Source organism: Pseudomonas sp. HS-18 (assembly GCF_020401845.1).
Lineage (GTDB): Bacteria > Pseudomonadota > Gammaproteobacteria > Pseudomonadales > Pseudomonadaceae > Pseudomonas > Pseudomonas nitroreducens.
Map to the genome: position 1 here is coordinate 5529351 of NZ_CP084413.1, position 25986 is coordinate 5555336.

The window sequence follows — 25986 nt, forward strand, 5'->3', positions numbered from 1 at the left end:
AGCCCCCTACAAGTAGGAGGTGCGATTGCTCCATGGTGTCAGTGGGCATCCGAACCTATGGGTAGGAATAGCTAGTAAAAGCATATTACCCACACCGCACAGGATGCTCTCGGCTACGCCGTAATCGAAGGGAGTTTTTCACCGGGTACACTGGGAAACTCTTCTCTGCACCTACTCCGGAAATAAACCATCGATCATCCATCCTGGTACAGCCAGCCATCTAACCGCGCGCCCTCCCGATGGACCTATCAATGAGGAGCAGCATTGACGGCCCACCAGGAGAGCTAAGGCGCATTGCTACCCATTCGGCATAAACGCCATGACCAGCCACAGCCGGTCATGGCACCGATGCTTAATGATTAGCCGGTCAGACCCAAGCGGCCAAATCGGACGGGAGATTCACTAACCGAATCGCGCTCCTCAATCCTAGCCAAGATCCAGTCATGCACTTCGCTGTCGACCCAGCCGACACAGCGGTCACCCAGCGAGACGGGCTTCGGGAAGGTACCTTCCCCGATGTACTTGTAGATGGTCGACCGTGCCAGGCCGGTTGAATCGATAACTTCTTTCAGACGAATGATCCTCATGAGCAGGCTCCTCTGTTAGCTCAGAGGATCTGCACACAGGGGATTTTTTTACTGCGACCGAACCTTTCTCGCTTTGGGCGGCAAGGTGGCCAACCCGAACATCAATCGACTCTTCAGGGTTATTTCGGTCTCATCATTCGCCGACCATATTTCCGAACTCTCCCGAGGGCCCTCGAGAAACACCGAGAAGCGGGGGAGGTCCACAAGCGCCGGCCGGAACATAAGCGTAATGGCCCTGTATCCGGTCCGTCGCTTCGCCGGAAGAATCCGAATATCCGCCGACTCGAAATCTACCCAGTTAGCCTGGCAAAATCGCGCTCGGTACTCACGTGCAATATCTATCGCCATTGAGTAGATGCATTCGCAGGTTTGCTCGGCATCACCACCCACCCCATCTTTCAGCTTACTCGTAGCTTCGCTGCTGGCTCCCTCCTCTGACTCAATATCGGTTTCACTTACCGCCCCAGGCTGTGGCTCCCTGATGAAGTCCTTCTTAATAGACGCCATCAGCTCCGCGTCTTCAATCTGCACCCCAGAACCCAAATCTTGCCAGTGGCGAGATAGCAGATGAGAGGCGTACCTGGAGAGCAAATGTTGGAACAGGGAAAAGACTCCCCATTCCTGCCCAGCCAAGAGCTGGAGAAGACTGCTGGGTGTCCTTACTCCGTCGGTCTCGCCCCTCATGGCTTTCGCACAATCGCCTTGAAGAAGGTCAGCATGGATAAACCTCTTAGCCTCCGGGTCACGTGCGATGTGTATACCCACCAGCAGGTAGGACCAGAACATTGGCGGTCCGCCGGCGGCCAGGCACAGGCCGAACAGGGTGTACACGCCGACCACCGGCGAGAGGTAGGTGAAGCCCAGGGCAAAGTTCTGCCAGAGGGTCATGCTGCGTTCGAAATTGGAGGTGTAGCCCAGCGCGCGTAGTTGCTCCGCGTCGCGGTCCAGGGCGGCGCCTGGCTGGATAGAGCTGTTCATCGTGGGGTTCCTGTCTGAGGTTTTCGCGTCGGCAGCCAATCGGGTGCAACGGAAAGCGTTGTTGTTATTGTTCGGCGCGCGGCATCAGCCGCGCGCCGTCTTGCTCCAAACCTCTTGTGTTCCGGATCGCGTTACAGCTTGATCCAGGTCGCCTTCAGCTCGGTGTACTTGTCGAAGGCGTGCAGCGACTTGTCGCGCCCGTTGCCAGACTGCTTGAAGCCGCCGAAGGGCGCGGTCATGTCGCCGCCGTCGTACATGTTCACCCACACGCTGCCGGCGCGCAGGGCACGGGCGGTGAGGTGGGCCTTGGAGATGTCGCGGGTCCAGACTGCCGCCGCCAGCCCGTACGGGGTGTCGTTGGCGATGCGGATCGCTTCTTCGGCGTCCTCGAACTCGATGACCGAGAGCACCGGGCCGAAGATTTCCTCGCGGGCGATCTTCATCGCGTTGCTCACGCCGTCGAACAGGGTCGGCTCGACGTAGGTGCCACCGGTTTCCTCCAGCACGCGTTTGCCGCCGGTGAGGATCTTCGCGCCTTCGTCCTGGCCTGCCTGGATATAGCCGAGCACCTGCTCCAGCTGGCGACCATCGACCAGGGCGCCGACGTTGGTTTCCGGGTCCAGCGGATGGCCGGCTTTCCAGCCTTTGAGCGCCTCGACCACCAGCGGCAGGAACTTCGCCTTGATCGACTTCTGCACCAGCAGGCGAGATCCGGCGGTGCAGACTTCGCCCTGGTTGAAGGCGATAGCGGCGGCGGCAGCTTCGGCGGCGGCCTGCAGGTCCGGGGCATCCTCGAAGACGATGTTCGGGCTCTTGCCGCCAGCTTCCAGCCAGACGCGTTTCATGTTCGATTCGCCGGCGTAGACCATCAGCTGCTTGGCGATCTTGGTGGAGCCGGTGAAGACTGCGGTATCCACATCCATGTGCAGCGCCAGTGCCTTGCCGACGGTATGGCCGTAGCCGGGCAGCACGTTCAGCACGCCGGCCGGCAGGCCAGCGTCGATGGCCAACTGGGCGATGCGGATGGCGGTCAGCGGCGAGCGCTCGGACGGCTTGAGAATCACCGAGTTGCCGGTGGCCAGCGCCGGGCCAAGCTTCCAGGCCGCCATCATCAGCGGGAAGTTCCACGGCACGATGGCGGCGACCACGCCCACCGGTTCGCGGGTGACCAGGCCGAGCTGGTCATGGGCGGTCGCAGCGACTTCGTCGTAGACCTTGTCGATGGCCTCGCCGCTCCAGCGCAAGGAGTCGGCGGCGCCTGGCAGGTCGACGTTCAGCGAATCGCCAATGGGCTTGCCCATGTCCAGGGTTTCCAGCAGCGCCAGCTCCTCGGCATGTTCTTCCAGCAGGGCGGCGAAGCGGATCATCACGGCCTTGCGGGTGGCTGGCGCTTCACGCGACCAGACGCCGGAGTCGAAGGTGGCGCGGGCGCTCTGCACGGCACGCTCGGCGTCGGCGGCGTCACAGCTGGCGACCTTGGCCAGCAGACGGCCATCCACCGGGCTGATGCAATCGAAGGTGTCGCCGGAGGCGGCGGCGAGGTACTCGCCCTGGATGAAGGCGCGGCCTTCGATCTTCAAGGCCTTGGCGCGGGCTTCCCATTCGGCGCGGTTTGGCTGGCTCATGCGTATCGCTCCTCGTTCTTGCTGTTGTGGGCGGAGACGGCCTGCGGACCGTCGCTGGCAAATACATTTGAAACCATATCTTAAGATTTTGCGGTTGCCAATACAGGTCGAAAAATGAACGTTTCAAAGCTCTTTTCAGAGCGAAATACCTTGCTGAAAGTGCCGAGAGCGATTTAAAAATATGGAGACATAGTTTTGAACGAAGGTGCTGCCAGCCTGCAGATAGACTTCGTCATCACCGCCAGAACAGGAACTTTTCGCGCAGGAAGCGTCCGCCCCAAGCGCCCCCTTCGCACTGCCGCCTATGAACGAATTCAGGAAAGTCCGCCCCGCCAGCTTCATGCGCCTGCGCCAGGAAGGGCGCACCGAGGAAGTCGCGCGCCGTCTGGTGGAGATGGTCGATCTCGGCCTCTACGCCGAGGGCGAGCAACTGCCCAGCGAAAGCGAGTTGGCCATGCAGTTCGGCGTCGCCACCGTGACCCTGCGCGATGCGCTGGCGGATTTGCGCGAACGCGGCGTGATCGAAACCCGCCGTGGGCGTAATGGCGGGAGTTTTGTCTGCTCGCCGCAGCACACGTCCGAGGACGCTCTGCTGGGGCAACTGCGCCAGATGAGTGCGCTGGAACTGCGCGACCTGGGCGACGAGCATGTCGCCATCGCCGGCGCCGCTGCGCGCCTGGCGGCGCAACGCTCCACCTCCGATGAGCAGGCGCGCATCGCTCAGTACCTGGATGCGCTGGCGAACGCCACGACTCGGCAGGAACAACGCCGCGCCGATGCGCGTTTCCATATCGAGATTGCCGTCGCCGCCCAGTCCGTGCGCCTGACCCACGCGGAGACGCGCCTGCAGGCGGAAATCGGCGAATGGCTTTGGCTGCTGGTGGAAGGCTTTCCGGGCACTGCGGCCATCGAGCAGGAACACCGCGCCATTCTCGAAGCGATCAGTGCGGGCGACTCGAATCTCGCCAGCGCGCTGGCCGAAGCCCACGTCACCCGGGGCATCAGGCGGCTGATCAATCTGCGCCTGAGCTTGCTGGCCGACGACGGCTGAGTGGCACAACGCTTGCTGCTTTCCGGCGCGCACGAGTGGGTGCGCAGCGAACCGACTGAGCGGGCCTCTCTGGCCTGCGCGATAACAAGAACAGCGAGGCACGCGGTCATGTCCAGCGAACAACCCTCGGATGAACTCCAGCGCTGCGCCCAGCGCATTGACGCTTCCATCCGTAACGTTTTCCAGCGTCTCGACGAACTGGCGGGCGACGTCGTGGCGATCTGGCGGGCGCTGGCGGAGGAAGGCAAGCGTCCGTCCTCGAAGGATCTCGGTGCACTGCGCCCGCGCATCCAGCACGACCTCACCGATGACGGTACGCGTCTGCACGGCACCGGTGTGGTGATCGAGCCGGGAGAACTGGCCGACCAGGACATGTACCTGGAGTGGTGGTACCACGGCCGCGGCGACAAGGTCGTGCCCATGAGCCTGAACTTCAACCGGCGCAGCGAGAGCTTCTACAACTACCTCAACATGCCCTGGTTCTCGCGCCCGCGCGCCAGCGGCCAGCCCTCGGTGGTCGGGCCCTTCGTCGATCTCTATGGCACCGACCTGTACATCCTCGCCTTCTCCGTACCGATCCAGGTAGATGGCCGCTTCATCGGCGTCGCCGCCGCGGATATTGCCCTGCATGAGTTCGAGGGCGTGTTGCTGGGCAACCTGATGCAGATGGGGCATGAGGCCTTGGTGGTCAACGGCGAGGGCCGCGTGGTGGCCGCAAACACTGCCAACTGGTTCGCTGGCGACCTTGCCTACCGCTCGCTGGGGCGCGATGCGCAGGGCCGCGAACAGGAGCTGGCAGCATCCTTTTCCCACTGGGCAGTCATCGAACGACCGCTGAACCGCCGACTGTCCGGCGCGGCCTGAGGCTGCCAAACGCTGCGCAATTGGCTAGGCTAGGGCGGTTCCCAACCTGACGGAAACCGCCATGAGCCAGTCGCTCGACACACTGCCCGACTTCGAACCGCTGAGCGCCGTGGATGCTCGCGTACTCGGATGCCTGATCGAAAAGCAGCTCACCACGCCCGAAGCCTACCCGCTGACCCTCAACGCCCTGGTCACCGCCTGCAACCAGAAAACCAGCCGCGACCCGGTGATGAACCTCACCCCCGGTCAGGTCGGCCAATCCCTGCGCCACCTCGAAGGCCGCGAGATGACCCGTCTGGTGATGGGCAGCCGCGCCGACCGCTGGGAGCAGCGGCTGGACAAGGCGTTGGAGCTGGTCAAGCCGCAGGTGATACTGCTCGGCCTGCTGTTCCTGCGCGGCCCGCAGACGCTCAACGAACTGCTCACCCGCAGCCAGCGCATGCACGACTTCGACGACACCGAGGAAGTTCGCCACCAGCTCGAACGCCTCGCCGGCCGCGGCATGGCCATGCAGTTGGAACGCCTGGGCGGCCAGCGCGAAGACCGCTATATGCATTTGCTGGGCACCGAGGAGGACCGCGAGGCCGCCATCGCCGCCAGCGGTAGCCGAGCTTCTGGAGAGCGTAGCGACAGCGGCGGTCATGACGAAGGGCGACTGGTCGAGCTGGAAGGCCGCATTGCGGCTCTCGAAGAGCGTCTCGCCCTGCTGGAGCTGGGCGTCTCGCGCGACTGATGCGATGCACCGCGCAGGTGGACCCAGGTCAATCTGCGCGACGCTAATCCAGCGTTAAGATTTGCCGCCGATAGTTAGGCTTGACCCTTGCTGCACCCGGAGCTTTCTCATGAGTCATAAACCTTCCAAGGCCCAGCTGAATGCAGTGCTCAGCCAGCTCACGGAAAGCGACTTCAAATCCATCAGCGATCTGAGCGGGCCGCGCGAAGCCAACCTCCTCGCCATACGTGAGCTGTTTCGCCAGGGGCTGATCAAGGGTGTGCTGATTGATGACCCTTTCGGTACCGAAGACGACGACGGCCCGCTGCTGTGCAATGCCGAACGGTTGCGCCTGCGGAAGCCTTGTGCCCAAACGGTAGGGGAAGAGCGTGCCGAGTTGCTGATGCCGCGGCTGGGGTTCCTCACGCTCTAGGCAAATCGCAGACAAGAAAAAAGGCGCTGTGCTTGAGGCTCAGCGCCTTTTTCTTTGGACTTGGTGGGCCGGGGTAATCTGAAATGATCTTATATCTACTTGAAAAATAAATAAAAAGTCAGTTTAAAAAGCTTATTGGAATACCATTTGGAATACCGCTAGGCTGGATTTGAACTCGGGATGTCGAGGGCACCGGAGGTCCTTCTTCTGGTTCTGCGCCCGTTAGGTCGGGCGCTCAGTGGTCAGGCTGTCTCTGAAGGCGATGTATTTTAGAGCGTCTTTGAGGTCCTTCATTTTTGGCTCAACCAGCTTGGCTATCTCTTCATCGCTGGCTTCTGATGGGGTTTCGCCGGGCCACATTAGTTCCCAGCGGGTTAGCAGTTTCATGTAGCGCTCTGCATGTTTCAGTGCTTCGTCCCGTTGAGTCCGCAGGGACGCCGTTACCTGGCCGGCAATTTTTCGCTCTCTTAAAATTGATTCCTTGAGCTGCTTTTCGTAGTTCTTCTCGGCTTCTGCTGCTTGCCCTGCCTGATCTATAAGCGAGGTGATTATTGCCGTTTCGCTTGTCTCGTGCCGCTTGGCGAGCTGCTTCAACCTAGTGATGGTTTCTTTACCAAGGGTGAACGTAAGCGGTTTTCTGCCGTTGCTATCGGATCGATACCGACGTTGCCGTACCGCCCCCTGCAGCCTGATGACAAGCTCGGGGTTATCTTTTCTGATTTTTCTGATGGCAGAAACTACGTTTTCGTAGGTTCCCAGTCGATTGATCGGATTGGGCGCTATCGACTTTATATACTCGGCATTGAGCCGTTGCTCCAGGTAATCGGCTGCCCATTCCCACTCTCCATCCTGCCTGCGCAGCCACTTAAGCGGCTTCTCATTCTCTGACATTCCATCCTCCAATGAGGGCGATTCACGGCTAGCTAGAATTTTTGAAGATATCCGTTACGGTGATGATATTCAAGATGTTGCATTGCCGTTATGGGTGTCGTTTTGATGTTTAGTCGGTTGTGTTGCGATGTGTTATGTGAGTTGTTATTGTTCGTATGCATAAAAAATATAGGGTGTAAAAACTGTGCGTTGGAGGGAAATTTAAAATGATTCTTCTCTTCGAAAGCCTTTTAGAGGCCGCCTTTTCATGCTCACCTGATGCTCGCTTCATATTGGAGGTCATAGCTAGGGATCCAGGGTACTGGCGAGAACCAGCGAGCGAGCTGAGCGTGAAGCCGTTTTCGAAGAAGCTCCATGTGTCGGAGAGAGTCGTCTCTGCCGCGTTGAACGAGCTAGTCGAAGCTGGTGCCCTGGAGCGTGATGCTCCCTCCCGAGTAGGAAGCGGAGGAAGGGCATCAGTTGCCTACAAGCTGTCCTCGTGCCATGTGGACGCATTGGAGGATGGTTTCTACCCCCAACATGCTGAGTTGTTGCAAGTACTGTTCTCGGGCGCGGACATGGTTTTTCCTGTACTCGGACGTGAGCCTGATGAGGGTGACGAACAAGACGAACAAGGTGAGCAAGACGAAAAAGACGAAAAAGGAGGGGGGAAGATGGCTGCAGCGAAGCCTAAAAAGAAGAGGCATCCGCCGCCAGGGGGCCGTGGGCGGCTGAGCATCCGTAATCGTCTGCTTTTTGCGGTTTTGCTCTCTCGCTCTGATCAGTTTGGTGAGGTACAGATTGGATTCCCTGAACTGGCCCAGCTCACGGGCATGAAGCCTACGCAAGTTAAAAATCGCCTCTTTCGCCTAATGCACCTTGGGCTGATTCGTCGTTATGTGGCAGGGCTTTCGAGCAAGGTTTTCGCCTTGCGCAAAGTCAACAGCACCTACTTCCTGAATATCGATGCCCTCGGGCCGCAGGGAAGTATTGCCATCGGGCAGATGCTGGTGTGCCTGATCTTCTGCGAAGTGGTTTCACAGTTCCCCATCTCCGGCGGCGTCTACCCATGGGCTCGGCGCCTGGTGGGCAAGCGCTGGGCCTGGATGGTCGGCTGGATCTACTCCGTGTCGCTGTGCGTGACCATCGCCGCCGTGGCACTTGGCGCGGGCCCGTACATCGCCACACTGCTCGGCTTCGAATCCACGCCGGTGACCAACACCTTCGTCGCCCTGGCGCTGACGGTGATCGCCACCCTGCTCAACCTGTCCGGCACCAAGCTGCTGGCCCGCGTGGCGATGTTCGGCTTTATCTGCGAACTGCTCGGCGCGCTGGTGATCGGCACCTACCTGCTGATCTTCGAGCGTCACCAGCCGTTCTCGGTGCTGTTCAACACCTTCGACATCCGCATCGACGGCAGCTACTGGCCAGCCTTCCTCACCGCCTCGCTGGCGGGGATGTTCCTCTACTACGGCTTCGAGGCCTGCGGTGATGTCGCCGAGGAAACCCCGAACCCCAGCCGCCGGATTCCCAAGGCCATGCGCATGACCATCTGGATCGGCGGCGGCGCAGCCATCTTCGCCGCCCTGGCGCTGATCCTCGCGGTACCGGACATGCAGGCAGTGATCTCCGGCGCCGACAAGGACCCGATGACCACCATCCTCGACAACGCCTTCGGCGTGGCCGGCGCGCGCCTGGTGATGGCGGTGATCATCGTCTCGTTCGTCTCCTGCGTGCTCAGCCTGCAAGCTGCTGCCAGCCGCCTGCTGTACTCCTACGCCCGCGACGAAATGGTGATGGGCAGCGGCCTGCTCAAACGCCTGTCGCCCAACACCCACGTACCGGTGGCTGCACTGATCGCCTGCGGCGTGATCCCAAGCGTGATCGTCTGCGCCGGTTTCTATCTGCAGAACGCCATCGCCATGGTGGTGAGCTTCGCCGCCATCGGCATCTACCTGTCATTCCAGATGATCGTCGGCGGCGCCCTGTTCGCCCGCCTGCGCGGCTGGAAGCCGAGCGGCGCCTTCACCCTGGGCAACTGGGGCTGGATCGTGAACATCCTGGCGCTGACCTACGGCGTGCTGGCGATCATCAACATGTCCTGGCCGCGCACGCCGGATGCGCCCTGGTACCTGAACTACGGGATCATCCTGGTGGGCGGCATCGTGATCGTCCTGGGCCTGGCCTACATGACCCTGTTCCGACCCTACGACAAGGGCACCGCGCCCCACGGGGATGCGTGGAAGCTGCATCAGCAGTAAGTGTTGGAGTGAAATGAGAACGCCCGGCGGGATGCCGGGCGTTTTTGCTCTACACAGCGACATGAGCTTGCCGAGAACTGGCACTGCAGACCCACTAACCTGTAAACGCCCAAGCAGTCTGCAGAGACCTGATTGGGCGACTGTCATCGTGCCGCTCTTTACACTACAGCTTCACTCAGTTGGTCACGGATTTCCGTCGAGGAGATACCGCTCGTCCGCGGCAAATAAACGACCTCGCAATGAGGCTTGAGAAAGTCAAAGTGTCCTTTCCAATCGTCACCGATAACGAAAACATCCACGGAGTACTTGCTGACGTCGCCAACCTTCTGCTCCCAGTTCGCCTCTTCCACAACCAGGTCGACATATCGAATAGACTCCAGCACAGCTTTGCGGTTGCTATAGTCCAGTAATGCGCTTTTATGTTTTCCGGCGTTGAACTCATCATTGGACAAGGCAACGATTAGGCGGTCACCCAAAGCCCGAGCACGTTGCAGCAAACGGATATGCCCTGCATGAAGGACATCGAAAGTACCGTAAGTAATAACAGTTTTCATACGCTCCCCCTCTCTATATCTCTTGCAACATGCTCGAGCACACGCTGAGTATTGCCATCATCTATATGGTCAAAGAATATTTTACGCTTGAACTCGTACGACATCTGACTTTCCAGCTTTTGCCCGGACAATGTATCCTGCAAAGACTGCAGCAATGCACTGAAGTCATGACACACCGGCCCTGGGAAAACGTCCGCCAACTCGTAGAACAATCCACGCTCCGTACTCGCATAGGATTCGTAATCATAGGCAAAGCAGATTTCCGGCTTTCCCGTCAGCATGAAGTCGATAAAACAACTTGAATAATCGGTAATTAACAGATCAGCTTCGCGATAAAGAAGTTCGATATCGACAAAGTAACGTCGATCCAGACTAATTACAGGAGCATCGGCACCGCCCAAGGTCTTGCAGTAACTCTGAGCCTTATCCGCCATATGTTCGCGAATTCCCAACACCGCATTGTTCGCCCGCAGACACTCGGCTAAAGCCTCTCGCTCCGCTTCGCTGAAGGCGTAATAAGCCTCAGCCTGTGCATTACGGAATGTAGGAGCGAATAGCACCAGTCGACGCCCCCCCAGCACTTGGCGCAGGCGAACCAATTGTTCCTGGAAGTCAGCGGGCAGTAATGCTTCTTCACGCAAGATGACATCGTTACGTGGTAGACCGGTCACCCAGATATTGTGGAAGTTCAGCGGATAGAACGCCGATGCCATCGCCATGCGATCAATTTTCGAAGAGGCGATGACCGAGTGGCAGCGCGCGTGCTCCGCGGAAACGGACTGCAACTTGTCCTGCAGATCGAGCGATGCATAGCCAATACGTTTCAACGGAATGCCATGCCAGAGATTGATGAAACGATGTTGCTTGGCATCCAGAGGGAAAATCGTATTGATACGTGGTACATGCTTGACGAATATATAGCGCGACTGCATCAGCAAGCGCTGCCCAGCGAGGCTCTTGAGCGGCACAATGTCCACGTTGACGCCATCTGTCTGAACGGACTTGCTACGGGTCAGAATTACCTTGCGAATATGCGGATCATTCTTCACCGCCTCGAACACCATGCGCTCATTACCACCCAGCGAATGATCGTAAGCACACACCGGGAACGCCCAGCAGCGGTCATCTTTGACCGTCGCCGCATCTTCCTTGATGAACTGCGCGTCGCTCAGCAACGGCTCAGGCCACTGCCTCCCATCTGCCGGGATATGCAGGCTGCGATAGAGCTTGTCGGCATTACCGATACGTAACAAGTTGCTTTCAGCCGCACGCAGATCAGCACCTGGCAGCACCTCATGGACCCATTGTTTCCAGCGCCACAGTTCTGGAACATGGTAGTGGTTTTCGGTCAGGAAGAACCGTTTGAACAAGGGGAACCCATCGGCAATCAGGTTGTAATGGTACCTTGTATATATTGGATGAAACGGATAAAGATGATCGATAAAGGTGGCCGGCTTGTGCCCAGCCAACAACAGCCTGCGGGTTATGCCAATTTCATAACGAACAATAACATTTTTCTTGTTCCGCTCCTTGTGAACGCCATCTAGCAACTGCTGTAGCACGCCCTTTTCCGCCAGAACAGGCGCCCGAAAAGCGAGAAAATAAGAGCCAATAAGAAAATCGTAAAATTCGTCCTTCTCATAACTTGGCACGAGACGGCGAAGTACAGTATCCATGGGGATCTTTTCGTCGAAGCGATTGGTTGCTATATGGCGGGTCGCGCTCAGCCCTTTAGTTGCCTGGAGCCCCCACCAGTCACAGTGTTTCACATCCATCTTGTCGAAGATGGGTTGAAGGCTACCAAGTAGGTAGCTACTGTCGTTGACCAAGAGCAGTTCGTCGTAGGCCCGAATCGACTCCCAACCGACGAGATCCCGAGCTAGGCGGGAATATGAACCGAAGTCATACTCGCCATGGCGGAAGGCCCAAGCACCTTTGGTAATAGGCGCTAGCTTCTGCAACTCACCTGGCTGCAGATCACCATCCGCAAGGTAATAAACGTCGGCGTGCTTGTGCAGTTCCTCAATGAAGTCCAGAACATACTGGTCAATCAGACCATCAGGGTCATAACCTGCGAACAGACATACACGCTTGGCTTTTCGCTCTATTGGTAGTCGATGCCCAGACGACATATCCAACATCTTTTGTACCGGCCGGCGCAGCAGCTCACGGCGCTGTTGGCATACCGCATAGTGCAACAACGGGTTAATAGGGCTGCGCCAGCCCTCAAGATATTCGGACGCGTACCAGACCGCATCGAAATCCGTGCCACTAGCAGGCTGACGAAGTTCCCGCCAGCCAAACTGGCTATAGTGCCTTAATGGCTCGATCTTGGAGCGCGCGACATCAGGATTGGCCTGTAGATAGGACTTGCTATCGAAATATCCAGTCGCGCTGATCAGGGCCATGAGCGCCGTGATGTTTTCAGAGGCCGGGAAGCAACTGCGACCTTCTTTGGCGCCATGCTGCAGATAATGAACCAAAGGGCTGCAACGATTGTTCAGAATGTCCTTGTTTTCATCCCAGTACCATGCCGAATCGAAATTCGGGCTAGGGTTGCAGCGCTCGTAGACCCCATATCGCAGGTAATGGACAATGGGCTCGATGCCCAGTGTTCGCACATACGGATAGGCTTCAAGGTAAAACTGCTGACTGAACTCAACGCGTTCCTGAAGAAACTCGGCGTTCTTCTTCAGGTTTATATAACCTGCCAACGACGCGCCGACGGGATAGGGGCTGCCACTCACCAGGGGACTGTCTTGCGCGAGCATGACTCGTGTCGTCTCACCTGCTTCATTCGCACTGTAGGCGAGCGCAGTGTGTAGACCACTCAGCGAGGGCAGCAGCCCCATCACCCGCTCCAGAGCATGCCAGGTGGAACTGATGTTGCCTGTCTGCTCGTTGGATGCGGTCAGTTGCTCGAGCGCCGGAATCAGGTCGATCAGGCCTTTGAGCAGCACCGGCCGAGACCAGAATATGCTGCCTGCAAAAAAGCCCCAGCGTTGTCCTGGGTCAGCCGAAGGCTGCAACAGTTGAACGAAGCGAGAAACTTCCACCTCGTTGCCATACATCAGATGGCGCACTGATTTATAGCAATCAGCCGATCCAACCATACCCAGGTCTGGTCGAGTCGCGAAAGCGTGCAACACCTGACGCACAGCCTCTTCACTGCCCATCAGAGGATTGAGCAGCATATCCAGCCAGACATTCCCCGCTTCGGGATAGAGCTTTTCGAGATTGGCCAACCCCTTCTTCGTGTGCAATTTGCACACTAGATCGTACTTGCCTTCGATTACACGGGGCAGCACCTTGATGAAGGGCAAGATGTCGTAACCGCCATTCTCGACTTGCACGATCTCGATGTTCTGCCGAGCGACAGACACATCAGCCAACCATGCTTCGAGGGCTTCGTATTTGTCAGGCGCCACGGTCATGATCACATCGTGCTCGACCTTGATGTTGCTCAGACGCCCGATCAGTTCTGGCAGAACATCCAGGTGGAACACGTGAATGACGACAGCGATGCGCAAGCCGGCGTCGGCCTGTGCGAACTTCTCACTGGCCACGAGAATTTCCGGCGATACCGCCTGAGACAGGAAGACGCTCCGTTCCTGAGGTGAGCTCACTGCCTTTTGGGCAGGCTTGATCGATACACCGCTGAGATTATGAGCGGCAAGAATCGACTGCTCCGAGGCATGGCGCCGCAGCCGCGAGCGGATACCGCCCCAACCTTCCCGTCGGTAAATCTCCAGAGCCTTGCGAACGCTCTGCTTCAGCCCACCGCCACGGGTGAACACGGAGGTGATAGTTGCTTTCAGCAAGCGGGCACGGCGAGTCATTGCACCAAACTTGCGAACAGGCCGAGTGAGCCGCCAACTGGTCGACTCCTGGAACTCCTTGCGCAGCGCTGAATACTTTCGCTCGCGTGAAACGATTTGGTGGCGCAGCCGAATGATTTCGTCGTCGGCCTGTTTTTTCTGCAATCGCAGCTTTTCGCGCTCGGCCTTGATGCTCTCTTCGGAATCAAGCATTTTGGCTTCCAGCAGAGCATTTTCCTTTTTCCGCTCTGCAAGTTCGTCGTGCAGCAGCATGTTCAGGTGGACGATCGGGTCGTTGTCGGCCGCGGCGTCCCTATTCCCTAATACAGCGATGCCATTAAGCTTCGGCTGCCTGATTTGCTTTTTCCTTGCAGTCTTTTTCATGCTGATCTAATTCAACTCAAATTTACAAATATGTAGCGCTCAGTCAAATAAACGACCCACCAAGCAGCTGCTTCGAAAGCACCACCCATCCTGCGCGTATCTAATGACTTTTAATTGAACGAAGCGTCCTCTTTACCCCACCGAAAATTGGAGGGAACAGACGTCGCCCAAAGCAAGAATCCCTAAATAATGCGAACGGCCTTCTTGGTGGAGCACATGATTACCCCATGCTTCACTGGCATCTGCAACGCAATTCCATATATCCCTTTCGCTAAGCCACCCAGGTCAATATTGGCCTTAAAGCCTGACTTGAGCAGCGCCGGCTGATTGAAGTACTTGACGACATCCGGACGATCGAGCCTAGCGGATACCTTGTAGGTAGTCGGGACATTGCTGTTCAGATCAGTGATAACAATATTGAGCGCAGCAGGGACAGTATTAGTGTCGCTGTCCGCCGCCCATCCGCTAAATCCGATGACACCCGGCTTAGTCCAGACGACACTGCGCCTTTCACCCGCAATAATGTCCACCGCACACTTATGGCTCTTTAGCACTGTAGCCTTGCGCTCGATTTCCTGACCGCAACCCGCGAGCAGCATCAGAAAAATCACAGAAATCAGAAAACCCACGTTCTTGCTGAACATCCAACTGCTCCTGAGCTATTGCACTTGCATGATTTGGTCGTAGCGCCTCAATGTTTCATCCACTGAGGCACATTCAATCAACGTACCCTGATACAAGATCACGCAGCGGTCACAGAGGTTGGCTACTTGAGTTCTGGAGTGCGAAACCAACACCACAGTCTGGCCAGCAGAGATCTTCTGCATCATGGTGCGCTCGGCCTTCTTCTTGAAATGTGCATCGCCGACGCTCAGGACCTCATCAACCAACAAGACTTCCGGGCTTATGATGGTGCTGATTGCGAACCCCAGTCTTGACGCCATACCACTGGAATATGTCCGTAACGGCTCGTCGAAAAAGTTGCCCAACTCCGAGTAGACCTTGACCTCCTCCAGACGGGCGAGGACTTCCTGGCGCTTGTAACCCAGCAACATGCCACCGAACAGTGCGTTGTCCCGTCCGCTCAGGTTCAGATCGAAGCCGGCCTGCAACGCAAGTAATGAAATCGTGGCTCCATGATTAATCACCTCTCCGCGATCAGGGCGAAGCGCTCCGGACATCACCTTGAGCAACGTCGACTTACCAGCTCCGTTCCCCCCCAATACTCCCAGTGTCTCCCCGCGATACACATCTAGGGTTATGTCTTTCAATGGCTCAACGAAGCCATTGCGATTAGTTTTTCCACTTAGGGAAAAACGTACACCTACATTCCGTAGCGATAGAAACCTGTTAGCCATCAACGCATACACCGACGCACGAACGTCCGCCGATGATGGCGATACAACACATAATCAAAAGCCATCACAACCAACGCGACAAACCCTACATATATCAATTCCGTCCACTCCGGCGGCCGACCGTCCAGCACTACTGCGCGATAACAGGCGATCAGCACGGCCATGGGGTTGTACTCCAGTATCTGGGCGACGCCGCCAGGTATATGGCGATAATCGTAAATAACCCCGGACAAGAACATCAGCAACGTCAAGCCAGTCGCGACTAAATTTGCAAGATCCCGGAGAAATGGGATAACTGCCGCCAGCAATAACCCCAAGGCGAGCGTCAAAAGAAACTGGATGAGCAATACTCCGGGTAGCCACAGAATATTCAGGCTCATGCTCTTCTCATCAACTGCAAGCCCTAGAGCCAGCAGGAAAAGCAACGCCGGCAGCTGTTTCATTGTCGCTTGCACTATTGCGACCAGTGGGAAGAACGACGGCAGGATGCCGGTATTCAGCATCAGGCCCTGGCCGGCAATAATGCTGTTCGCGCTCATGGAAATAGCCTTGGAGAACCACATCCATGGCACCAGGCCACACAACAGGAACAACCCGTAGTTCTCGCCGCCGCTATTGAGCACTTGGGAGAACAGCAAGTAGTAGATAACCAGATGCAACAGTGGCTCGATGACCACCCATGCATAGTTCAGGTGGTTTCGTGACGACTCGGACTTAAGGTTGAGCAGCGCCTTAATCAAGACAAGCTGAATGAAGTGCCTCCCCCCCTGAGATGCCTGACTATTGCGCTCCACAGCCTGTGCAGCCGCTGGGGCACTCACACAATCGACACCGTACAGCGCGGCCAGGCGAAACTTCTTCGCTTCCGCCATCTTCCCCTGCTGCTTGCAGGCATTCGAAAGCTGTGTATAACCCCGTGCGTACTCTGGCTTGGTCTCTATAACCCGACGCCAACGCGACTCTGCCTGCTCCCAGTCTTCACAGTGCTCCGCAATCTCCGCATGCTGCAACAAGGGTTCGATACGCCCCTGGGCGTGCTCACGGGCTCGACTGTTGAAGCTCTCGGCTTCACGGATATTGCCAGTTCGCAGTTCAAGATCAGCAGATTTGCCGAGCAACTCCCAGTGATCAGGGCATTGGCTGCAACCCTGCGCCAGCAACTCTCGCTCCAAAGCCGGGTTCTTCTGCAGACGCGCCCACTCTGCACTGCTCAGCCAAGCGCTGGAGTGCTTGGCGAAATGCTCGCGCGCGAAGGCGAGCAACTCTCCGGCTGCGGTCATATCGCCTTGGCGCATCAGGCTGATGGCACCTTGTATCCAGGGTGCTGGGTGCCCCCGGTACTGCTCGCGAAAGACTTTCCAGAGAGCCGAGGCATCAGCCCAGCGCTTTTCCCGCATGGGTTTGAGCGCGAGCTCGAAGGCATCGGCAGCGGCCAGTGGTTTGGTGTCGGGTACGGTGCTGACAGTCATTTAAAAACTTCGGCATCTGCCAGAGAAAACCCGGCACGATCCTTGGACGACAACTGCGGCTCACCCTCAATCGGCCACTCGATGCCGATCTGCAGATCATTCCAGGCAATGCAGCGCTCATGCGCCGGGGCGTAATAATCGGTGGTCTTGTAGAGGAACTCGGCGGTCTCTGAGAGCACCACGAAGCCATGGGCAAAGCCTTCCGGAACCCAGAGCTGATGTTTGTTATCGGCAGACAGGTGAGCACCGACCCATTGGCCGAAGGTGGGCGAGCCACGGCGGATATCCACCGCCACATCGAACACCTCACCCTGCACCACTCGCACCAGCTTTCCCTGGGGTTGCTGCACCTGATAATGCAGGCCACGCAGCACACCCTTGATCGAGCGCGAGTGATTGTCCTGGACGAAGGTCACGGGACGCCCAACTACCTCATCGAAGACCTTCTGGTTAAAGCTCTCGAAGAAAAAACCGCGTTCGTCGCCAAAAACGCGAGGCTCGAACAGCACCACGTCAGGGATGGCCATCGGGGTCGCTTTCATCCGTAGATAGTCTCCTGGAGCAGGCGCTTGAGGTACTGGCCGTAACCGTTCTTCAGCATGGGCGCAGCGAGCTCTTCCAGTTGCTCGGCCGTGATCCATTGCTGACGGAATGCCACTTCCTCAGGGCAGGCGACCTTCAGGCCCTGACGGTGTTCGATGGTCGCGATGTAATGGCTGGCTTCCAGCAGCGAGTCATGAGTACCGGTGTCGAGCCAGGCGTAGCCGCGTCCCATGATTTCCACCGAAAGGCTGTCCTGTTCCAGGTAGATCCGGTTGACGTCGGTGATCTCCAGCTCGCCTCGCGCGGAGGGCTTGATGCTCCGCTCATGTAGCAGGGACCGAGATAGGTGCGCAGGCCCAACTCACCGGAGAGCGCGGCAACCCCGGCGAATTCGTCGTAGTGCTCGGCCCAGCGCCGGTAGTACATGGAGGTGATCGGCATGGCGGTGGTGATGCCGTTGCGGATCAGTTGGGTGAAGGCGTAGCGGTATTTGAACAGCTCCTCGTCCGCGCTGTAGCACTCGCTCGGGCCGGCGCGCAGATAATCCTCGGACCAGACGCGGCCCATGTTCCATTCGGCGCCGTTATCCAGGGTGAGCACCGTGGAATCGAGATCGCCCAGCGCATCAAGATCAATGAAACCGGGGCCGACCAGCGCGTGGCCGTAATCGATCCACTGGCCGACGTCACCAGGAAAGCCGCGTCCGACGAAGAGTATTTTCCCGTCCTCGAACACGACTTCGCCGTGACGCCAGAGCACATGCTGCGTGCCGTCGAAGCCGACCACGAAGCTGGCTTTCAGGCCGAGGCGCGCACTGCTCACAGGCGCGACTCCAGCAGCCGCCCATGCTCGGCGATCAGCCTGCCGGCCTTGAATACCTGACGCTGCGCTGGACGCGCGACCACGGCCTCGCCGAGGGATTCGACCGGTAGCAGGAGGAAGTCCGCTGGCGCACCGACCTCGATACGCGCCGGCTCCCGGCCCAGCGCGCGAGCGCCGTTAGCAGTGGCAGCGGCGAAGGCGGCGGCAAGGTCGTCGTCCTTGCACAGGTCGAAGCGAAAGGCCAGCAGCATGGCGCGTTCGAGCATGTCGCCGTTGCCCATGGGCGACCAGGCATCGCGGATGCCATCGCTGCCCAGGCACAGGTTCACGCCGGCTTCGCGCAAGGCGAGGAACGGCGGCACCGGGGTATCGGCCGGAGCGGAGCTCATCAGGGAAATGCCCAGCTCGGAGAGCCGCTCGGCCAGCGGCTCGACCTGCTCCCAGGGCGCCATGCCCAGGCAGTAGGCGTGGCTGATCATGACCTTGCCTTGCAGACCGTGGCGCTCGGTGTAATCGGCGATGCGGGCGATCTGCCAGAGACCCAGCTCGCCCTTGTCGTGCAGATGGATATCGACGCCCCGGCCGAATTCCACGGCCAGGCCGAAGACGATATCCAGCTGGGCGATGGGGTCGTCGTCGATGCCACAGGGGTCGAGGCCGCCGACGTTTTCCACGCCCAGTTGCATCGCCTCGCGCATCAGCTCGGCGGTGCCAGGGCGACTGACCAGGCCGGTCTGCGGGAAGACCACGAACTGCATGTCGATCAGATCAGCGTACCGTTCGCGTAGCGCCTGCATGGCGACCACATGGCGCAGGCCCAGCTCGGGGTCGATGTCCACGTGGCAACGGAAGGTCAGCGAGCCGCGGGCGATGCACTGCTCCAGCAGCGCGCCGGCACGCTCGGAAATCGGCGCCTCGATCTCGCGCAGAACGCGGCGTTCGTTGGCAATGTAGTCCTTGAGCGTCGGCCCGGCGCTGTTAGGCCGCCAGGGTTGGCCCCAGAGTGTCTTGTCCAGGTGGCAATGGCTCTCTACCAGCGGCGGCAGCAGGAGCTGGCCGGCACCGTCGACGTCGTCCGGTGCAATGGCGACGCCGCTCGCCGGGCGGCGCTCGGCGATGCGGCCGTTGTGGATCAGGAAATCTTCCGCCGCGTTACCGAGCGGACGGATGTTGCGCAGCCAGTAGCTGTCGGTCATGGGGACCTCGGATCTTGTTGAAAACGTAGGCGGATAACCGCTTGCGGTTATCCGCCAATGAGCTCGAAGGCGCGCGCTCCGGGTTCAAACTGGTAGGAGCGAGTTTGCTCGCGAACCGCACAACGTCGGTCAACCCGGAGTCTGTTCGCGAGCAAGGACTAGGCGCCCCCTCGGTCCTACGAAGAGCAGCCCCGGGTACGGAGCCCGATCGGACCATCAGCCCTTCAGCTTGGACCAGATGCGGTCCTGCAGCTCGCGGGACTTGTTGCTGCATTCCTTTTCCAGGCGCAGGCGCTGTGCGTATTCCTCGGGCATGTTGATGGCGTCCATGACCTTCCACTTGGCGTCGAGCAACTGGTCGGTCTGGATGCCATTGGAATAGGCGATGGCGTTGGTCACCGCGGCGGCGTTCTCCGGCTTCATCATCCAGTTGATGAAGACCTTGGCGTTCTCCGGGTGCGGCGCGCTTTTCGGCACGGCGAAGTTGTCCTGGAAGGACGCCACGCCCTCGCGCGGGTAGACGTACTTGATGGTGCTCTTCTGCAGCGTGGCGCGCGCGGTGGAGCCGTTCCAGTTCTGCATCAGCACCACTTCGCCGGAGGCCATTCGGTCCACGGTGTTGTCCGAGCTGTACATCTTCAGGAAGGGCTTCTGCTTCTGCAGCAGTTCGAGAATCTTCTTCGCATCCTGCGGGTTCTCGGTGCACTCGTCGACGTTGAGGTAATGCGCGGCGGCGTTGATCAGGCTGCTCGGCGTGTCGAGCGCGGCGACCTGCCCCTGCAGCTCCGGACGCGGCTCGAAGAACTCCTTCCACGAGTCATCCAGCTTGCCGCCCGGCACCCGCGCGCTGTCGTAGGAGAAACCGGTGGTGCCCCACAGGTAGGGCGCCGAGTACTTGCGACCGGGATCGAAGCCCGGATCGCGGAAGGCCGGCTTGACGAACTGGAAGTTGGCCAGCGTGGGCGTGTCGATTTCCAGCAGCAGGTCCTGATTGATCAGCGTCTGCATGATCGAGTGCGACGGCACGATCACGTCGTATGCCGCACCGCCGGCCTGCAGTTTCGCCAGCAGGGTTTCATTGCTGTCGTAGCCGTCCATGGTGACCTTGATGCCGGTCTCCTTCTCGAACTTGGCCAGCAGTTCCACCGGGTAGTAGTCGGTCCAGTTGTAGAAGAACAGCTGCTTGGGTTCCTCGGCCTGGGCGACGCCCGCAGCCAGCAGGACGAGGGACAAACCGGCAAGGCCGTGACGCAGGGCATTCAACTTCATAGGGCTCTCCGAAAAGCTAAAGGTCAGGGTCGGCAGTCGTTATCAAGCGTCGGGTTTGCCGCGTTGGCCAAGCCAGTACGACAGCACCACGAGGACGATGGAAATCACCAGCATGAGAGTCGAGATGGCATTGATCTCGGGCGTCACCCCGGCCTTGATGGCCGAGAAGATGTAGACCGGCAGCGTCGTCGAGCCGGGGCCGGCGACGAAGAAGGTCATGATGAAGTCGTCGAGGCTGACCACGAACGCCAGCACCGCACCGGACAGCACCGCCGGCCACAGCAGCGGCAGCGTCACCCGGCGGAACACCTGGTACGGGCTGGCGTACAAATCTCCGGCGGCTTCCAGCAGGCTCTTGTCCAGATCGTTCAGGCGCGCGCGGATCGGCAGGTAAGCGAAGGGAATGCAGAAGCCGACATGGGCGACGATCACCGTCAGCAGGCCAAGCTTGATGCCCAGCGACATGAACAGCAGCAGCGTGGCCACCGCGATGACGATCTCCGGCAGAATCAGCGGCAGGTTGATCCCGCCTTCCACCAGCCGCCGCCCGTAGAACGGCCGCGAGGTCGCCAGCGCCGCCGCCAGGGCAATCGCCGTGGACAGCACGGTAGCGAAGCCGGCGACCACCAGCGAGTTGAATGCAGCGGCCTGGATCGAGGGGTTGGCGACGATCTTGCCGTACCAGGCGAAGGAGAATTCGGTCCACACCGTGGCCGAGCGGTTGGCGTTGAAGCTGTAGGCGATCAACACGAAGATCGGCAGGTACAGATAGGCCAGCACCAGCAAGCTGGTTTCGCGGGTGCCGGGGAGTTTCTTCAGGTGCTGGGCGATCATGTCGAGGCTCCCAGGTGGACGGCCTTGGCCGCGCGGCGGCTGTACAGGGCGAACGCGATCAGCGCGAGCAGCATGATCGCCAGCAGCAGGAACGACAGCGAACCGCCCAGGGGCCAGTTGCGCGCGGTGCCGAACTGTTGCTGGATCAGGTTGCCGATCATCAGCGTCTTGCCGCCGCCGAGGATGGCGGGGGTAATGAAGGCGCCCAGGCTTGGCACGAACACCAACAGGGAGCCGGCGATCACGCCCGGCATGGACAGCGGCAGGATCACCCGACGCAGTGCCTTCCAGCGGTTGGCACCGAGGTCGTAGGCGGCTTCGACGAGGCGCCAGTCGAGCTTCTCCAGGGTCGAGTAGATCGGCAGGATCATGAACGGCAGGAAGCTGTAGACCAGCCCGACGCAGACCGCGAAGTCGTTGTACAACAGGGTGATGCCGCCAGCCTGGGGAAACAGCGCATTGACTGTCTGGGCGATCCAGCCGTGCTCGCGCAGGATGATCAGCCAGGCGTAGTTGCGGATCAGCAGGTTGGTCCAGAACGGGATGGTGATCAGCAGCACCATGAGGTTGCGCGAGCGCTCGCTCAGGCTGGTCATCCACAGCGCCACCGGGAAGCCGAAGAGGAAGCACAGCAGCGTGGTGCCGCCGGCCTGGAACAGCGAGCGCAGCAGCGCCTGGGCGTAGACCCAGTTGAGCTCCAGGTTGCCGTCGAAATCCTCTTGGAAGAACAGCTGCACGTAACTCTGGATCTGCCAGTCGGCGTGCCAGTCGACGCCGCCGTAGAGGTTGCGCGGCAGCAGGCTGATGTAGCCCATGATCGCCAGCGGGATGGCAATCAGCCCGAGCAGCGTCAGGGCCACCGGGCTGAGCAGCAACAGGCGTCGGGTGGTGGGCGACTCCTTCATCTCAAGCCTCCATCAGCAGGCAGGCCTGCGGCGGCAGGTGCACCGCCACGGCCTCGCCGACGTCACGGGCGCGGCCGCCCTCGTTGCTCTCGCGCAGGGTGATCTGCGAGGCATCGGGCAGGCGGCAGCGATACAGCGTGGCGGTGCCGACGTACATCACCGTCTCGATCACCGCACGCAGGTGGTGCGGCTGCGACGGGTCGACCAACTTCGAGCGCTCCGGGCGGAAGGCCAGTTGCACGCTGGCGCTGCTCAGGCCCGCCGGCATCTCGCAGGGGATTTCCGCGGCCATGGCGTTGGGGTGGAAGCCGCCCTGGCGCATCTGGCCGGGAAGGAAGTTGATGTCGCCGATGAACTGCGCGACGAAGCGATGCGTCGGGCGTTCGTAGATTTCGTTGGGCGTGCCGATCTGCATGATGTTGCCGTGGGACATCACGGCGATGCGGTCGGACAGGGTCAGCGCTTCTTCCTGGTCGTGGGTGACGAAGATGAAGGTGATGCCCGCCTCTTCCTGCACGCGCTTGAGCTCGACCTGCATTTCCTTGCGCAGCTTCAGGTCCAGCGCGGACAGCGGTTCGTCGAGTAGCAGGACCGATGGCTTGGGCGCCAGCGCCCGGGCCAGGGCCACGCGCTGTTGCTGACCGCCGGACAGCTCGGCCGGCTTGCGTCGCGCCAGGTGTTCCATCTGCACCAGCGCGAGCATTTCCTTCACCCGCTTCGGAATCTCCGAGCGCTGCAGGCCCTGCATCTCCAGGCCGAAAGCGATGTTCTCGCTCACCGACATGTGCGGGAACAGCGCATAGCTCTGGAACACGGTGTTGATACGACGACGGTAGGGCGGCAGGTCGTTGACCCGCTCGCCGCCGACGAGGATGTCGCCGGAGGTGACGTTCTCGAACCCGGCGATGCTGCGCAGCAGCGTGGTCTTGCCGCAGCCGGACGGCCCCAGCAGGGTGAAGAACTCGTTATGGGCGATGTCGACCGACACTTCGTTGAGGGCGGGAGCGACGCTGGGATCATCGGTGTAACGCTTGCTGACCCGACGCACCTCGACTGACGACGAGTGATTCATTTTGGTGCATTCCTCTTGTTTTTGTATGCAATATTTGAATGCAATCTAGAAATAGCTGATGTATTTTTCTTCTGCAACTGGTTTTGCACGGACGGTTTTGCGGCATCCTTTGACGGGTCAAGCAAGAGGCGGAGTCGCTCATGACGGAGAAGCACCCCGAATCCACGGTGGAACGCGTCTACCAAGGGGTTTACGAGGCGATCAGCAAGCGCAGCCTGCGCCCGGGCATGAAGCTCGGCGAGGCGGCATTGGCGGATTTGTTCAAGGTCAGCCGCACTTCGGTGCGCGCGGCGCTGAAACATCTGGAAGCGGATGGGCTGGTGTCCAGCGCGCTCAACAAGGGTGCATGGGTGGCGTTACCCAGCGACGAGGAGATCCGCTCCCTGTTCGAAACCCGGCGGCTGATCGAGATCGGTATCGTCAGCGAACTCTGCCGCCGCGCGGACAGCGCGATCATCCAGGACCTGCGCGACCACGTGGCGCTGGAAGAGGCGACCCACGACCACGACCACGCGCGGTTCGTCCATCTGCTCGGCGAGTTTCACCTCAAGCTGGCGGCGGCGCTGAACAACCCGGTGCTGCTGGATTTCTTCCGCAAGCTGATCGAGCGCGCCTCGCTCTATGCCACGACCCTGGACGACGACCAGCACGAGACCTGCCGCGGCAACGAGCACCAGCGGCTGATCGAGTACATCGAGGCGGGCAACCAGGCGGCGGCCATCGAGCTGACCTGCATGCACCTGAACGCCATCGAGCAGGCGATCATCAAGGCGGCGGGGAACCTGAAGGCGGATTACCACCCGCTCAAGCATCTGATTGGTGGCTGAGGGGCTGCCCGCACAAGAACATGGGGCTTGGGGTGCATAACCTGGAACAGGTTATGCACCAGATACAGTCCGGCGGATAACGCTGGCGCGTTATCCGCCCCACGAAAAGCGTGCAGAGAAAACGCCCGACTTCCAGCGGGCGTTCGTCATTCAAGCGGTCGGGCCGCCCGTGATGCGATCGAAGCCCCGGCGAATTTCCTCTTCAGGCAGGTTGTCGCCGATGAAGACGATGACACTCTCGCGCTGCTCGTCGCCTTTCCACTCGGTATCCCAGTCGAATCCATAGAGCCGCAGCACGCCCTGGAACACTAGGCGGCGCTCCTCGCCGGCGATGTTCAATACGCCCTTGTAGCGCAGCAGCGAGTTGCCGTGCCATTGCAACAGGTCGTCCATGAACTCACTGAGACGTTCGATTTCCAGCGGCTGGTCGCTGCGCAGCACCAGGGTGGTGATGCGGTCGGTGGTAGCCGCCGCCGGGCGCACCGGGCGCAGCAACGGGCGCAGGCCAACGTCGGCGTTGAGGTTGAAACCGCGCACGTCGAGCAGGCGCTCCAGTTCGATGGTGCCGTGCTCCACCGAGTGGATTTCGGCGCGCCGATTGATGCGCTGCAGGCGCTCGACCAATGCTTCGTATTGCTCCGGCGACACCAGGTCGCGCTTGCTCACCAGGATACGGTCGCCGAAACCGACCTGGGCCTGGGCGATCGCTTCCTGCAGGTGGCGGTCGGCATTGGCGGCGTCTACCAGGGTGATGATGCCGTCGAGCAGGTAGCGCTCGCGCAGGGTCTCGTCGACGAAGAAAGTCTGCGCCACCGGCGCCGGGTCGGCCAGGCCGGTGCACTCGATCACCAGGCGGTCGAAGTCCAGCTCGCCGTTGTCGCGGCGCTCCAGCAGGACGTAGAGCGCACGCTCGAGGTCGTTATTGATGGTGCAGCAGACGCAGCCGTTGGACAGCGTCGTCACCTGCACCGCATCGTCGCCGAGCAATTGGGCATCGATGGGCGTCTCGCTGAATTCGTTCTCGATCACGGCGATCTTCAGGCCGTGCTCGGCCTTGAGGATGTACTTGAGCAGGGTGGTCTTGCCGGCCCCGAGGAAGCCGGTGAGAACAGTCACCGGTATCTGCGGCACGCTTGCGGAATCGGTCATGGGAACATCCAGGCAATCGGAAAAGAAAACGGGCCGCGATCGCTCGCGGCCCGCATTTCTATTTTATGAAACGTCGACGAGGCAGGCGAGGCAAGGCGCCAGTGGCCGGAAAAAGCGGAGTCTACTTCAGTAGATGAGCATTTTTCCGGCCGCTGGCAACGCAGCATCGGCCACGCAGCCAGTTTCATCGCATCAGCAGCAGCGGATCGGCCTCCCCTTGCCGCCGCCATAGCGCGCTTCCTGGCGCTCGCGGAAGAACTCCTCGTAGGTCATCGGAGTCTTGTCCGGATGCTTGTTCTGCATGTGCTGAACATAGGTGTCGTAATCGGGCATGCCAACCAGCATGCGCGCGGCCTGCCCGAGATACTTACCCATGCGGCTGAGGTCGTTGAACATGATGAACCT

Annotated in this window: 20 protein-coding genes and 5 pseudogenes; 6 read left to right on the plus strand and 19 right to left on the minus strand. The window is 59.7% G+C overall.

Translation table 11 applies throughout. The features are described 5' to 3' along the window. Window positions 1–359: 359 nt before the first annotated feature. The 3 genes and pseudogenes from LDJ84_RS25790 to LDJ84_RS25800 all read right to left on the minus strand — a co-directional run bounded on the left by LDJ84_RS25790 (window position 360) and on the right by LDJ84_RS25800 (window position 3190). On the minus strand, window positions 360–587 hold the full coding sequence (locus LDJ84_RS25790) for a helix-turn-helix transcriptional regulator (protein ID WP_203791016.1): 228 nt from the start codon (window positions 585–587) through the stop codon (window positions 360–362). Between the two features lie 759 nt (window positions 588–1346). Further along, window positions 1347–1565 (minus strand): annotated as a pseudogene (locus tag LDJ84_RS25795) (amino acid permease); the annotation flags it as partial. Window positions 1566–1696: 131 nt separating this feature from the next. Further along, the gene (locus LDJ84_RS25800; protein WP_226045600.1) at window positions 1697–3190 is read right to left on the minus strand and encodes an aldehyde dehydrogenase; all 1494 of its coding nucleotides are present in this window, start codon (window positions 3188–3190) and stop codon (window positions 1697–1699) included. Between the two features lie 304 nt (window positions 3191–3494). Between LDJ84_RS25800 and LDJ84_RS25805 the strand changes: the two genes are divergently transcribed. The 4 genes from LDJ84_RS25805 to LDJ84_RS25820 all read left to right on the plus strand — a co-directional run bounded on the left by LDJ84_RS25805 (window position 3495) and on the right by LDJ84_RS25820 (window position 6250). Continuing rightward, window positions 3495–4241, plus strand: coding sequence for a FadR/GntR family transcriptional regulator (locus LDJ84_RS25805; RefSeq protein WP_024764807.1), 747 nt, complete (start codon window positions 3495–3497; stop codon window positions 4239–4241). Window positions 4242–4349: 108 nt separating this feature from the next. Next, window positions 4350–5105: a cache domain-containing protein gene (locus LDJ84_RS25810; RefSeq protein ID WP_024764808.1), complete on the plus strand. Its 756-nt coding sequence runs from the start codon at window positions 4350–4352 to the stop codon at window positions 5103–5105. 61 nt (window positions 5106–5166) lie between these two features. Continuing rightward, a complete protein-coding gene (locus LDJ84_RS25815) occupies window positions 5167–5838 on the plus strand; it encodes a YceH family protein (RefSeq protein WP_024764809.1) in 672 nt (223 codons plus the stop codon). A 109-nt stretch (window positions 5839–5947) separates the two neighbouring features. Continuing rightward, window positions 5948–6250 carry a hypothetical protein gene (locus tag LDJ84_RS25820; RefSeq protein WP_170858963.1) on the plus strand — a complete coding sequence of 101 codons (303 nt, stop codon included), beginning with the start codon at window positions 5948–5950 and terminating at the stop codon, window positions 6248–6250. Between the two features lie 222 nt (window positions 6251–6472). Here LDJ84_RS25820 and LDJ84_RS25825 read toward each other — a convergent pair whose 3' ends face one another. Beyond that, window positions 6473–7141, minus strand: coding sequence for a hypothetical protein (locus LDJ84_RS25825; RefSeq protein WP_203791012.1), 669 nt, complete (start codon window positions 7139–7141; stop codon window positions 6473–6475). Window positions 7142–8109: 968 nt separating this feature from the next. Between LDJ84_RS25825 and LDJ84_RS25830 the strand changes: the two are divergent. Next, a pseudogene (locus tag LDJ84_RS25830) lies at window positions 8110–9381 on the plus strand (APC family permease); the annotation flags it as partial. 158 nt (window positions 9382–9539) lie between these two features. Here the strand turns inward: LDJ84_RS25830 and tagD are convergent. The 13 genes and pseudogenes from tagD to LDJ84_RS25895 all read right to left on the minus strand — a co-directional run bounded on the left by tagD (window position 9540) and on the right by LDJ84_RS25895 (window position 23605). After that, on the minus strand, window positions 9540–9935 hold the full coding sequence (tagD, locus tag LDJ84_RS25835; RefSeq protein WP_226045602.1) for a glycerol-3-phosphate cytidylyltransferase: 396 nt from the start codon (window positions 9933–9935) through the stop codon (window positions 9540–9542). Further along, on the minus strand, window positions 9932–14137 hold the full coding sequence (locus LDJ84_RS25840) for a CDP-glycerol glycerophosphotransferase family protein (protein ID WP_226045603.1): 4206 nt from the start codon (window positions 14135–14137) through the stop codon (window positions 9932–9934). Before LDJ84_RS25840 ends, tagD begins: the two co-directional genes overlap by 4 nt. Before the next feature lie 182 nt (window positions 14138–14319). Continuing rightward, window positions 14320–14781, minus strand: a complete 462-nt coding sequence (locus LDJ84_RS25845; RefSeq protein ID WP_226045604.1) for a hypothetical protein — start codon at window positions 14779–14781, stop codon at window positions 14320–14322. Window positions 14782–14796: 15 nt separating this feature from the next. Further along, window positions 14797–15378: pseudogene (locus tag LDJ84_RS25850) on the minus strand (ABC transporter ATP-binding protein); the annotation flags it as partial. Window positions 15379–15494: 116 nt separating this feature from the next. Continuing rightward, complete coding sequence (locus LDJ84_RS25855) at window positions 15495–16964, minus strand: ABC transporter permease (protein WP_226045606.1); 1470 nt, start codon at window positions 16962–16964, stop codon at window positions 15495–15497. After that, a complete protein-coding gene (rfbC, locus tag LDJ84_RS25860; RefSeq protein WP_226045607.1) occupies window positions 16961–17506 on the minus strand; it encodes a dTDP-4-dehydrorhamnose 3,5-epimerase in 546 nt (181 codons plus the stop codon). The genes LDJ84_RS25855 and rfbC overlap by 4 nt, the downstream gene beginning before the upstream one ends. Continuing rightward, a pseudogene (locus LDJ84_RS25865) lies at window positions 17503–17829 on the minus strand (sugar phosphate nucleotidyltransferase); the annotation flags it as partial. The gene rfbC and the pseudogene LDJ84_RS25865, both read right to left, overlap by 4 nt. Further along, window positions 17763–18329, minus strand: a pseudogene (locus tag LDJ84_RS25870) (N-ethylammeline chlorohydrolase); the annotation flags it as partial. The pseudogenes LDJ84_RS25865 and LDJ84_RS25870, both read right to left, overlap by 67 nt. Beyond that, window positions 18326–19525 (minus strand): amidohydrolase family protein, encoded by a 1200-nt coding sequence (locus tag LDJ84_RS25875; RefSeq protein ID WP_024764791.1) that lies wholly within the window; start codon window positions 19523–19525, stop codon window positions 18326–18328. The pseudogene LDJ84_RS25870 and the gene LDJ84_RS25875, both read right to left, overlap by 4 nt. A gap of 216 nt (window positions 19526–19741) precedes the next feature. After that, the gene (locus LDJ84_RS25880) at window positions 19742–20794 is read right to left on the minus strand and encodes an extracellular solute-binding protein (RefSeq protein WP_024764790.1); all 1053 of its coding nucleotides are present in this window, start codon (window positions 20792–20794) and stop codon (window positions 19742–19744) included. Window positions 20795–20836: 42 nt separating this feature from the next. Then, window positions 20837–21628 (minus strand): ABC transporter permease, encoded by a 792-nt coding sequence (locus LDJ84_RS25885; protein ID WP_038803366.1) that lies wholly within the window; start codon window positions 21626–21628, stop codon window positions 20837–20839. Next, window positions 21625–22533 (minus strand): ABC transporter permease, encoded by a 909-nt coding sequence (locus tag LDJ84_RS25890; RefSeq protein WP_024764789.1) that lies wholly within the window; start codon window positions 22531–22533, stop codon window positions 21625–21627. Before LDJ84_RS25890 ends, LDJ84_RS25885 begins: the two co-directional genes overlap by 4 nt. Before the next feature lies 1 nt (window position 22534). Beyond that, a complete protein-coding gene (locus LDJ84_RS25895; RefSeq protein ID WP_193452953.1) occupies window positions 22535–23605 on the minus strand; it encodes an ABC transporter ATP-binding protein in 1071 nt (356 codons plus the stop codon). A 140-nt stretch (window positions 23606–23745) separates the two neighbouring features. On the opposite strand from LDJ84_RS25895, the gene LDJ84_RS25900 reads away from it, so the two are divergent. After that, entirely contained in the window at window positions 23746–24432 is a 687-nt protein-coding gene (locus tag LDJ84_RS25900; protein ID WP_024764787.1) for a GntR family transcriptional regulator, read from the plus strand. A gap of 150 nt (window positions 24433–24582) precedes the next feature. Here LDJ84_RS25900 and yjiA read toward each other — a convergent pair whose 3' ends face one another. Beyond that, window positions 24583–25581 (minus strand): GTPase, encoded by a 999-nt coding sequence (gene yjiA, locus LDJ84_RS25905; protein ID WP_065085471.1) that lies wholly within the window; start codon window positions 25579–25581, stop codon window positions 24583–24585. 192 nt (window positions 25582–25773) lie between these two features. Beyond that, entirely contained in the window at window positions 25774–25977 is a 204-nt protein-coding gene (locus LDJ84_RS25910; protein ID WP_015478970.1) for a YbdD/YjiX family protein, read from the minus strand. Window positions 25978–25986 lie beyond the last annotated feature (9 nt).

What these genes read in the sequence shown, in the direction of transcription:
- LDJ84_RS25790 (WP_203791016.1), bottom strand. Translation starts at nt 587, where the DNA reads ATGAGGATCATTCGTCTGAAAGAAGTTATCGATTCAACCGGCCTGGCA.
- LDJ84_RS25800 (WP_226045600.1), bottom strand. Translation starts at nt 3,190, where the DNA reads ATGAGCCAGCCAAACCGCGCCGAATGGGAAGCCCGCGCCAAGGCCTTG.
- LDJ84_RS25805 (WP_024764807.1), top strand. Translation starts at nt 3,495, where the DNA reads ATGAACGAATTCAGGAAAGTCCGCCCCGCCAGCTTCATGCGCCTGCGC.
- LDJ84_RS25810 (WP_024764808.1), top strand. Translation starts at nt 4,350, where the DNA reads ATGTCCAGCGAACAACCCTCGGATGAACTCCAGCGCTGCGCCCAGCGC.
- LDJ84_RS25815 (WP_024764809.1), top strand. Translation starts at nt 5,167, where the DNA reads ATGAGCCAGTCGCTCGACACACTGCCCGACTTCGAACCGCTGAGCGCC.
- LDJ84_RS25820 (WP_170858963.1), top strand. Translation starts at nt 5,948, where the DNA reads ATGAGTCATAAACCTTCCAAGGCCCAGCTGAATGCAGTGCTCAGCCAG.
- LDJ84_RS25825 (WP_203791012.1), bottom strand. Translation starts at nt 7,141, where the DNA reads ATGTCAGAGAATGAGAAGCCGCTTAAGTGGCTGCGCAGGCAGGATGGA.
- tagD (WP_226045602.1), bottom strand. Translation starts at nt 9,935, where the DNA reads ATGAAAACTGTTATTACTTACGGTACTTTCGATGTCCTTCATGCAGGG.
- LDJ84_RS25840 (WP_226045603.1), bottom strand. Translation starts at nt 14,137, where the DNA reads ATGAAAAAGACTGCAAGGAAAAAGCAAATCAGGCAGCCGAAGCTTAAT.
- LDJ84_RS25845 (WP_226045604.1), bottom strand. Translation starts at nt 14,781, where the DNA reads ATGTTCAGCAAGAACGTGGGTTTTCTGATTTCTGTGATTTTTCTGATG.
- LDJ84_RS25855 (WP_226045606.1), bottom strand. Translation starts at nt 16,964, where the DNA reads ATGACTGTCAGCACCGTACCCGACACCAAACCACTGGCCGCTGCCGAT.
- rfbC (WP_226045607.1), bottom strand. Translation starts at nt 17,506, where the DNA reads ATGAAAGCGACCCCGATGGCCATCCCTGACGTGGTGCTGTTCGAGCCT.
- LDJ84_RS25875 (WP_024764791.1), bottom strand. Translation starts at nt 19,525, where the DNA reads ATGACCGACAGCTACTGGCTGCGCAACATCCGTCCGCTCGGTAACGCG.
- LDJ84_RS25880 (WP_024764790.1), bottom strand. Translation starts at nt 20,794, where the DNA reads ATGAAGTTGAATGCCCTGCGTCACGGCCTTGCCGGTTTGTCCCTCGTC.
- LDJ84_RS25885 (WP_038803366.1), bottom strand. Translation starts at nt 21,628, where the DNA reads ATGATCGCCCAGCACCTGAAGAAACTCCCCGGCACCCGCGAAACCAGC.
- LDJ84_RS25890 (WP_024764789.1), bottom strand. Translation starts at nt 22,533, where the DNA reads ATGAAGGAGTCGCCCACCACCCGACGCCTGTTGCTGCTCAGCCCGGTG.
- LDJ84_RS25895 (WP_193452953.1), bottom strand. Translation starts at nt 23,605, where the DNA reads ATGAATCACTCGTCGTCAGTCGAGGTGCGTCGGGTCAGCAAGCGTTAC.
- LDJ84_RS25900 (WP_024764787.1), top strand. Translation starts at nt 23,746, where the DNA reads ATGACGGAGAAGCACCCCGAATCCACGGTGGAACGCGTCTACCAAGGG.
- yjiA (WP_065085471.1), bottom strand. Translation starts at nt 25,581, where the DNA reads ATGACCGATTCCGCAAGCGTGCCGCAGATACCGGTGACTGTTCTCACC.
- LDJ84_RS25910 (WP_015478970.1), bottom strand. Translation starts at nt 25,977, where the DNA reads ATGTTCAACGACCTCAGCCGCATGGGTAAGTATCTCGGGCAGGCCGCG.